The sequence below is a fragment of the Mesorhizobium sp. M7A.F.Ca.US.006.01.1.1 genome (assembly GCF_003997935.1).
Classification (GTDB): Bacteria; Pseudomonadota; Alphaproteobacteria; order Rhizobiales; family Rhizobiaceae; genus Mesorhizobium.
Genome location: NZ_RZQL01000055.1, coordinates 22,434 through 30,412 on the forward strand (window position 1 = coordinate 22,434; position 7,979 = coordinate 30,412).

General features: G+C 64.5%; 9 protein-coding genes. 2 read left to right on the top strand and 7 right to left on the bottom strand.

Features of this window, described 5'->3' with window-relative positions; translation table 11 throughout:
• Positions 1–6: 6 nt before the first annotated feature.
• The 7 genes from EN943_RS12435 to EN943_RS12465 are packed head-to-tail and all read right to left on the bottom strand — an operon-like array spanning position 7 to position 6,348.
• The gene (locus tag EN943_RS12435; protein WP_127412851.1) at positions 7–897 is read right to left on the bottom strand and encodes an alpha/beta hydrolase; all 891 of its coding nucleotides are present in this window, start codon (positions 895–897) and stop codon (positions 7–9) included.
• A gap of 32 nt (positions 898–929) precedes the next feature.
• Positions 930–2,540 carry a molybdopterin-binding/glycosyltransferase family 2 protein gene (locus tag EN943_RS12440; RefSeq protein WP_127412852.1) on the bottom strand — a complete coding sequence of 537 codons (1,611 nt, stop codon included), beginning with the start codon at positions 2,538–2,540 and terminating at the stop codon, positions 930–932.
• Entirely contained in the window at positions 2,537–3,241 is a 705-nt protein-coding gene (locus EN943_RS12445; RefSeq protein ID WP_127412853.1) for an XdhC family protein, read from the bottom strand. Before EN943_RS12445 ends, EN943_RS12440 begins: the two co-directional genes overlap by 4 nt.
• Positions 3,242–3,247: 6 nt before the next feature.
• Positions 3,248–3,586, bottom strand: coding sequence for an XdhC family protein (locus EN943_RS12450; protein WP_127412854.1), 339 nt, complete (start codon positions 3,584–3,586; stop codon positions 3,248–3,250).
• A gap of 60 nt (positions 3,587–3,646) precedes the next feature.
• Entirely contained in the window at positions 3,647–4,891 is a 1,245-nt protein-coding gene (locus EN943_RS12455; RefSeq protein ID WP_027162649.1) for a VWA domain-containing protein, read from the bottom strand.
• A gap of 3 nt (positions 4,892–4,894) precedes the next feature.
• Complete coding sequence (locus EN943_RS12460) at positions 4,895–5,824, bottom strand: MoxR family ATPase (protein ID WP_023810354.1); 930 nt, start codon at positions 5,822–5,824, stop codon at positions 4,895–4,897.
• Entirely contained in the window at positions 5,821–6,348 is a 528-nt protein-coding gene (locus tag EN943_RS12465; protein ID WP_027036962.1) for a flavin reductase, read from the bottom strand. The genes EN943_RS12460 and EN943_RS12465 overlap by 4 nt, the downstream gene beginning before the upstream one ends.
• Positions 6,349–6,527: 179 nt before the next feature.
• Here EN943_RS12465 and EN943_RS12470 point away from each other — a divergent pair, with 179 nt between their 5' ends.
• Positions 6,528–7,601, top strand: a complete 1,074-nt coding sequence (locus EN943_RS12470; RefSeq protein ID WP_127412855.1) for a branched-chain amino acid ABC transporter substrate-binding protein — start codon at positions 6,528–6,530, stop codon at positions 7,599–7,601.
• On the top strand, positions 7,601–7,979 hold a 379-nt coding region (locus tag EN943_RS12475), incomplete at its 3' end, for a P1 family peptidase (protein ID WP_206522751.1). The genes EN943_RS12470 and EN943_RS12475, both read left to right, overlap by 1 nt.

Genomic DNA, 7,979 nt, shown 5'->3' on the forward strand with positions numbered 1-7,979 from the left:
TACGCATCACGACGCCTTCGACAGCATCCAGTTGAGCGTCCCGCGCCAGTCGACCATGCGGATGGGCGTGCCATGCGTGCCTGTCTCGAAGCGGACGAACCGGGTCGGATAGGCTTTCGCCGTGGCGATGATGGAACGAAAGAACGCCTCCTGCTTTGCCACGGGGTAGACCACGTCGTGGCTGCCCTGGCCGAAGAAGACCGGCACGCGGCGCTTGAAGGCCGGGCTGGTGAAAAAGCTCTCATCCCACAGCGAACCGAGCAGCAGCAGACCATTGATGCGTCCGCCCGTGTCCTTGCGCGCGGCCAGCTTCCAGCACAGCGCGCCGCCCATCGAGCCGCAGGCGACGAAGATCTTCGCGCCTGGCGACTGTTCGGCATAATGACCGATCAGCGCCGCCACCTGCGCCGCTCCCGTATCGCCGAAATCGGGGAAATCAGGACTGAGATAGAGGCCGCCATTGCCGGCCATCAGGTTCTTGAGCCGGTTGAAATTGCCGCCGAAAGTGAAGTCGTCGACACCCTGCTTGCGGCTGCCGCCCTGCCCGTGCAGGTAAAGCACGATGATGCCGGCGCCCTCGGTCTTGCCGACGGCGACATGCCTGACATCGCCGGCATCGGTCTTCAGCAACAGATCCTGCTGCACCTTGCGCACGCTGGGGTCGGTATATTGGGCGTTCACCCGCCGCTCGGGCACCTGGTCACGCTGGTTGATGTCGCGCATCTCGCGGTAGTCGATGACCGTGTAGGCGCCGTTGATGTCGGACGACAGCGTGGGCGGATAGGCGAAGAGATCGTCCTTGAAGGGTTTTAGGGACAGCGCCTGACTTTGCGCGGCCGAAGACAGCAACGCGGTCGCGACTGCAAAGGCACAGAAAATTTGGCAGCGAATAGACATGCCCAAGGCATGCGTAATTCGGCTTGGGTTTGTCAATCCTGCAGCACGCCGCCGGCGCCTTCCAGCGCCTCGCGCGTGTCGACATCGACAGACGCCGCGGCGCCGATCTCGACATCGATGACATCGAGCCCTTCGGTCTCGACCAGATGGCGTGCGCCGGTGTCGCCTTCGAGATGGGCGATCGCCGGAAACAGCGAACGCGGCAACAGCACCGGATTGCCACGCTTGCCGTCGTGCGAAGCGCGGACCACCGCATTGCCGCCGGCCTTGCGGAACGCATCGATCAATCTGTCGAGATCATCGGACGTGATATCAGGCATGTCGCCGAGAACGATCATCACACCGGCGGCGTCTTCCGGCAGATAGGCAATGCCGGCCTTCAGCGAAGTGGACAGGCCCTCGGTAAAATCGGGATTGTGGGCGAAGGTCACGTCGAGGCCCGCCAGCGCAGCGCACACCCGCTCGCGCTGGTGGCCGGTGACGACGACAGTGCTGGATGCCTTCGAGCCAAGCGCCCGCTCGGCGGTGCGGTACACCAGCGGCTTGCCGTCGAACAGCGCCAGCAGCTTGTTCGGCCCGCCCATGCGGCTCGACCGGCCGGCCGCCAGCAACACGATGCCGACCTTGAGCTGAGATTTGGCCGGCAGCGGTTCGCGCGGCTGCGGCCGTGTCGGGATTTCCATCAACAGCCCGCCGACCCCCATGGCGGCAATATCCCTGGCGGTCACGTCGAGACCAGCGATCAACCGGTCCAGCACCCAGTCGAAGCCGTTCTCCTTGGGACTGCGGGCGCAGCCGGGCGCGCCGATGACGTGCTTGCCGCCGAGCGTACCGAGCACCAGAAGATTGCCGGGATCGACCGGCATGCCGGCGCGGACGACGGTACCACCCGCTTTCTCGATCGCCGCGGGAATGACATCGGCGAAATCGCTCATCGCCGAGGCGCCGAAGATCACCACCATGTCATTGTCGGGCACCAGGGAAGCCGTGGCCTCCGCCACCGGCGCGATCTCATGCGGCGTGCGGCGCTCGGCCGTCAGCCTGCCCCCGGTGCGCGCCAGTCGCGCTTCGGTGACGCGCAGCGTCTTGTCGAGCACGGAAGGCTTGATGCCCGGCAAAACCGTCTGGATGACGCCGACACGCACGGGCCGGTAGGCATTGACGGCAAAGATCTCGCCTGCGGCGCAGATTTCTGTCGCAGCGTCGACCAGCGCCGAACTGACCGCGAAGGGAATGATCTTCACCGTCGCGACCATCTGGCGTTTCTCGACCGGCGCATGCTGCGCCAGCGTGGCGATGGTGATGGCGGGATCGATGGCATTGATGGCGTCGATGGCAGCGGCATCGACCGTGAAGATGCCTGGCGCCTTGGCATGGAGGTTGACCCGCCCGGTCGCGGCAGGCTTGGCCTCGATGCCGCGAAAGGCCATGCTTCCGGCAATCGTTTGCGCGGCCGCATCCTCGCCGAGGTCGTCCTCAGCCAGCACAGCCGCAACGACCTCGGAAACACCGACAGCCCGCAGCAGCGCCACATCTTCGGCGCTCAGCCTGTGCGCCTTGCGGAAGCGGCGTTCACCAGCGGTGGTGGAGTGCGCCAGCACCGCCCCTTCCGCCGTCTCGATCGGGATCGGGCCAAATTTCACGCCGCAGCGCCCTTGGCATCGAGACCGCGCGAGCGGAAGGCGTTGATGGCCTGTGCGAGAACGGCAACGGCGATCTCGGCCGGGCTGGCAGCACCAATATCGAGGCCGATCGGCGCATGGATACGGGCGATCTGGTCGGCGCTCGCGCCCAGCGCCAGCAAACGTTCGACACGCTTGGCATGCGTCTTCCTGCTGCCGAGCGCTCCGACATAGAAACAGTTGGCGTCTAGTGCTGCCTTCAGGGCGAAATCATCGACCTTCGGATCATGGGTGACGGCGGCAAGTGCGGTGTAGCTGTCCAGCGGCTGACGCTTCAGCACATCCTCCGGCCATTCGGCGTGAAGCGCCACATCGGGAAAGCGGTCCGGCGTGGCGAAGGCGGTGCGGGGGTCGATGATCTCCACGGGATAGCCGGCGATCTTCGCCATCGGCGCCAGCGCCTGGCTGATATGGACAGCGCCAATCACGACCAGACGCGGCTGCGGCAGATGCGCGTTGAGAAAGAAGGTTCGCCCCTCTGCTTCGACCGAACCGGAGTTGCCTGTGCGGAACGCCCTGGCGATCGCGGCGCCGAGATCGCCGGCGACCTGATCGCCCTCGCGCACGATCCGGTCGCGGCCATCACCGAGATCAGTGACCAGGATCGCCGCGCGGCGAGCGCGTCGTTCTGCGTTCAGTGTTTTCAGTGCATAGGGATCCATTCGAGATCAGCCCAGTCTTTCCACATACACCTTGATGCGACCGCCACAGGACAAGCCGACCTGCCATGCGGTTTCATCGGCAACACCGAACTCCAGCATCCTGGCCTTGCCGCCGTCGATGACGTCGATGGCCTCGCTGACCACAGCGCCTTCGACGCAGCCGCCCGAGACGGAGCCGTGGAAAGTGCCGTCGGCGTCGATGACCAGATGGCTGCCTACAGGTCGGGGCGCCGACCCCCAGGTCTCGACCACTGTCGCGATGGCCACGTCCTTGCCGTCCTTCATCCAGCCCTCCGCAATGATCAGCGGGTCGCGGGCCTCATCCAGATAAATGCTGTTTTCCATGACCGTTTCTCCAGAAGTCTGTTTTTCTCGGGATCTGTTTTCCGGATGGGAAAGATATGGTTATGCGGCGTGCCTCGCGCCAGCTTCCAGCCATCGGCGCGGATCGACGGATTGTGCCGACTTCTTGTCCAATGACGCGCAGAGATCGGCGAGCGCATCGAGATTGTGCACCGAGCGGAACTCGTCGACATGCGGCAGCATCGCCTTGACGCCACGGGCGCGCGCCTGAAAACCGTCAAAACGCAGCAACGGGTTAAGCCAGATCAGCCGCCGGCAGGATTTGTGCAGGCGCTCCATCTCCTCCGACAGGCCGGCGACATCGTCGCGCTCCAGCCCGTCGGTGATCAGAAGCACGACCGCCCCCTGCCCCAGCACGCGGCGCGACCATATCAGGTTGAACTCGGCCAGCGTGTCGCCGATGCGCGTGCCGCCCGACCAGTCCCTGACCGCCGCCGAACAGTCGGCCAGGGCTGCATCCGGGTCGCGATGGCGCATCTGCCGGGTCAGATTGGTCAGCCTGGTACCGAAGACGAAGGTGTGCACGCGACGCCTTTTTTCCGTCAGCGCATGCAGGAAATGCAGGAAGATCCGCGTGTACTGGCTCATCGAGCCGGAAATGTCCGCCAGCACGACCAGCGGCGGATGAACCTCGCGGGCTGAGCGGAATTTCGGCAGGATCAGTTCGCCGCCGGTGCGAGCGGCCGAACGCATCATGGCGCGCGGATCGATGCGGCGGCCATGCGCATCGGCCTTGAAGCGCCGCGTCCGCACCATGTCGAAAGGCAACCGCAGCTGCGCGATCGCCTTCTTGGCGTCGGCCATTTCGGCGGCGTTCATCTGGGCAAAGTCCTTGGCCCGCAGCACCTCGTTGCCGGAGAAGGTGAAGCGGGCGTCGACTTCGATCTCGGGGATTTCTTGGCGCGGCTGGTTCTTCTGATGGCCTTCGAACATAGCCTGGCTGACGCGGTTCTCCGCAGCACGGGGCTTCTGCTTTTCCCTGTTGTCCGGTGCGACCGGCGAAAACATCGCCAGCATCTTTTCGATCAGCTCGCGCGATTTCCAGAACAGCCGGAAGGCTTCGTCGAAAATGGCGTGATCCTCATGCCTGGACACCAGCACGGCGTGCAGCGTCCAGTAGAAATCGTCGCGCGAACCGATGCCGGCGGCGAGCACCGCCTCGATGGCGTCCTTGACCGAAGCCGGCCCGACCCGCATGCCGGCCTTGCGCAAGGTGCGGGCAAAATAGACGATGTTGTCGGCGATCCGCCCGTGCGGCATGGCCTCTTTAGGTTCGGGGCGCAACATCGCCTACTCCGCCGCCGAAAGCTCGGCCTTCACCTCGTTGAGGATGCGCCGGCCCTCGCCCTGTTCGATGCGGGCAATGTCGTCCTGGTATTTCAACAGCACGCCGATCGTGTCGGAGACGGTTTCCGGATCGAGCGCCACCTTGTCGAGTTCGGTCAGCGCGCCGGCCCAGTCGATGGTTTCGGCGACGCCAGGCACTTTGAACAATTCGATCTGGCGCAGCTTCTGGATGAAGGAGACCACTTCTGCCGAAAGCCGCTGGTTGGCCTGCGGCACCTTACGACGCACGATCTCGAGCTCGCGCTCGGCATTGGGATAGTCGACCCAGTGATAGAGGCAGCGCCGCTTCAGCGCGTCGTGGATCTCACGGGTGCGGTTGGTGGTGATGATGACGATCGGCGGCTCTTCCGCCTTGATGGTGCCGAGCTCGGGCACCGTCACCTGGAAGTCGGACAGGATTTCGAGCAGGAAGGCCTCGAACGCCTCGTCGGTGCGGTCGAGCTCATCGATCAGGAAAACCGGGGCAGCGCCCGTCTTTCCGGTCAGCGCATCGAGCACCGGGCGGCGGATCAGGTATTTTTCGGAGAAGACGTTGCGCTCCATGGCGGACCGCTCGACCTTGCCGGCCGCCTCCTCCATGCGGATTTCGATCATCTGCGCGGCGTAGTTCCACTCATAGACGGCGGACGAGACGTCGAGGCCTTCATAGCACTGTAGGCGGATCAGCCGGCGGCCAAGCGCCTGTGCCAACACCTTGGCGATCTCGGTCTTGCCGACGCCGGCCTCGCCCTCGAGGAAAAGCGGCCGCTTCATACGCAACGACAGGAACAGCACGGTCGCCAGCGACCGGTCCGCCACATAGTCCGCACCGGTCAGGAGATCGAGCGTCTCGTCGATCGTCCGTGGCGCGGCGCGCGGTTTCAGCTCGGTCATTCTTTCTCCGTGAACGCCGCCGCTCCGCTTTCCAGTACGTGGTAGCCGCGGGCGTGATAGATCAGCGGCCGCAAATTATCGCCCATACGCAGACCTGTCACCTTGCCAAAAAGCACACGATGGGTAGCCAGATCCTTGGTGTCGATCAATTCGCAGTCGAACACGGCGAGCGCGCCTTTCAGCGTCGGCGCGCCGGTAGAGATCACATCCCATTCGCCAAGCGCGAAACGTTCCTCGACCGGCAGGCCGGTGATGCCGGAAAAGCCGACCGACAGCGGCTCCTGGTGCGAGGCCAGCGTGTTCAGGGCAAACCTGCCGTTTTTCACGAACAGCTCATTCTTGGCATTTTCGCGGTTGAGACAGACCAGGATGGTGGGCGGCGTGTCCGACACTGAACAGGCGGCGATCACCGTCGTGCCGCGCTTGCCGGCCGGCCCGTCGGTGGTGACCACATGGACGTGGCCAGCAAAGTGGCTCATCGCGTCACGATAGGCCTGCGGCCCAATGTCGTTCTTCTTCAGCACCGGAAATTTTCCATGGTCAGGATCCTACCGACATATATGGCCAGACACAGCCCGCCACAAGCGAAGTGCCTGAGCCATATCCCGAAATTCGCGTGTTGCACCAAGGCCGGGCAGCCTTTAGGTCTTGGCGGCAATAGTGCCAGGAGCATAGAGCCGGCACAGAGGGACCCATCGCTCGAATGCGACCCAGGACAAGAACAATAGCGGCGCTGTTCTGGCTGTTTCTGGCCAGTGGTGCGGATGCCCAGGCGCTGCTGGTCGGGGTCTCCGCGCCCCTGTCTGGACCATCGGCCATTCTCGGCAAGCAGATCGAGGCCGGCACCGGTCTGGCGGCCGAAGCGAACGGCATCGAACTAAAGACCGTGGATGACGCCTGCACCGCCGATGGCGGCGCTGCTGCGGCCAGGGAATTCGCCGCCGCCAAGGTCAATATCGTGGTCGGCTTCCTCTGCACCGAGGCGATCGAGGCGGCGATGCCTATTCTCAAGGACGCCAACATTCCGGTCATCACCGTTGGCGTGCGAACCGAGAGCCTGACCGACCGCCGCGCCAAGACCGGCTGGCCGGTCTATCGCCTCGGCCCGCGCGGCGACGATGAGCGCAACACTGTCGCCTCTGCCCTCACCCATCTGTGGCAGAACGAGCTGTTCGCCATTATCGACGACGGGACCATCTACGGCCGTGAGATCGCCGAGACGTTGCGGGCCGCGGCCGAACAGGCAGCGCTGAAGCCGGTGTTCGTCGACACGTTCCGGCCCCAGCTCGACAATCAGATCGGCATGATCGGTCGGCTGAAGAAGGCCGGCGCGACGCATGTCTTTGCCGGTGGCGACGGCGACGACATCGCCATCATGGGCCGCGATGCCGCACAGCTTCAAGCGGGCATCGTCTTTGCCGGCGGCGAGAATCTGCGCACACCGCCGGGCGACGTGCCCTATGCCGTGGGCACGCTGATGATCGCACCGCCGGAATGGGCCGATGTCGCCGATCCAAAAGTGCTGGCAGCCTTTGCCGCGCAGAAGATCGTGCCTGACGGCTATACGCTGCCGGCCTTTGCGGCGGTCGAAATCGCCAAAGCGGCGTCAGGCTTGTCCGAAAGCTCGGGTAAGCCATTGGCTGAAGCCCTGACTGGACAGGATTTCACCACGGCGATCGGGCCGATCCAGTTTGATACGAAAGGCGACCTCAGCCAGAGTCCCTACCGCGTCTTCCGCTTCGACGGCACGCGCTTTGCGCCTTTGGAAAGCAACTGATGTTTCGCACCGGCCCACGCAACTTGATCACCGACGTTGCCGGCCTGCGGGTCGGCAACGCGTCCGACGCCAGGCTGAAATCCGGTGTAACGACCGTGCTTTGCGATGCGTCCACGGTGGCCGGCGTCCAGATCCTGGGCGGTGCGCCGGGCACCCGCGAGACCGATCTGCTCGAACCGCACAATTCGGTCGAGGTGGTGCACGCCGTGGTGCTTTCGGGCGGTTCGGCTTTCGGCCTCGACGCGGCCTCCGGCGTGCAGGCGGCGCTGCGTGAACGCGGCATCGGCCTCGAGGTCGGTGGCTTTCGCGTGCCGATCGTGCCGTCGGCGATCCTGTTCGACCTGCGCAATGGCGGCGTCAAGGATTGGGGCCGTTATC